The organism is Pandoraea sp. PE-S2R-1, from assembly GCF_002179865.1.
GTDB lineage: Bacteria > Pseudomonadota > Gammaproteobacteria > Burkholderiales > Burkholderiaceae > Pandoraea.
On the sequence record NZ_NGUR01000129.1, the window covers coordinates 1 to 308 of the forward strand.

Annotated in this window: 1 pseudogene; it reads right to left on the reverse strand. The window is 65.6% G+C overall.

Annotation, left to right across the window (positions count from 1 at the left end):
* Positions 1–184: 184 nt before the first annotated feature.
* A pseudogene (locus CDV44_RS27365) lies at positions 185–308 on the reverse strand (RidA family protein); the annotation flags it as partial.

The following is a 308-nucleotide window of genomic DNA, read 5'->3' on the forward strand; positions in this document are numbered from 1 at the left end:
ACCCAGGACTGGTCTGTGTCGGCCACCGCCCGCGTGCCGCTGCTCGGTCAGCACGATATTGGTGCGACGGTGTACGTGAAACGGCGCTTCTGACGCCGCCTCGCCTCTGCATCCAACTCCCGACGTTCCTGACGCGATCTGTGACCGGCAATAACGCACCAGCCACGTCTCGCGTTCATACGACTTACGCTGCCGGCTTCACGGCCGTCACGTCGATCTCGACCAGCCACTCCGGACGCGCCAGCGCCTGCACCACGATGCCGGTCGACACCGGGAACACGCCCTTGAGCCAGCGCCCCATCACGTTG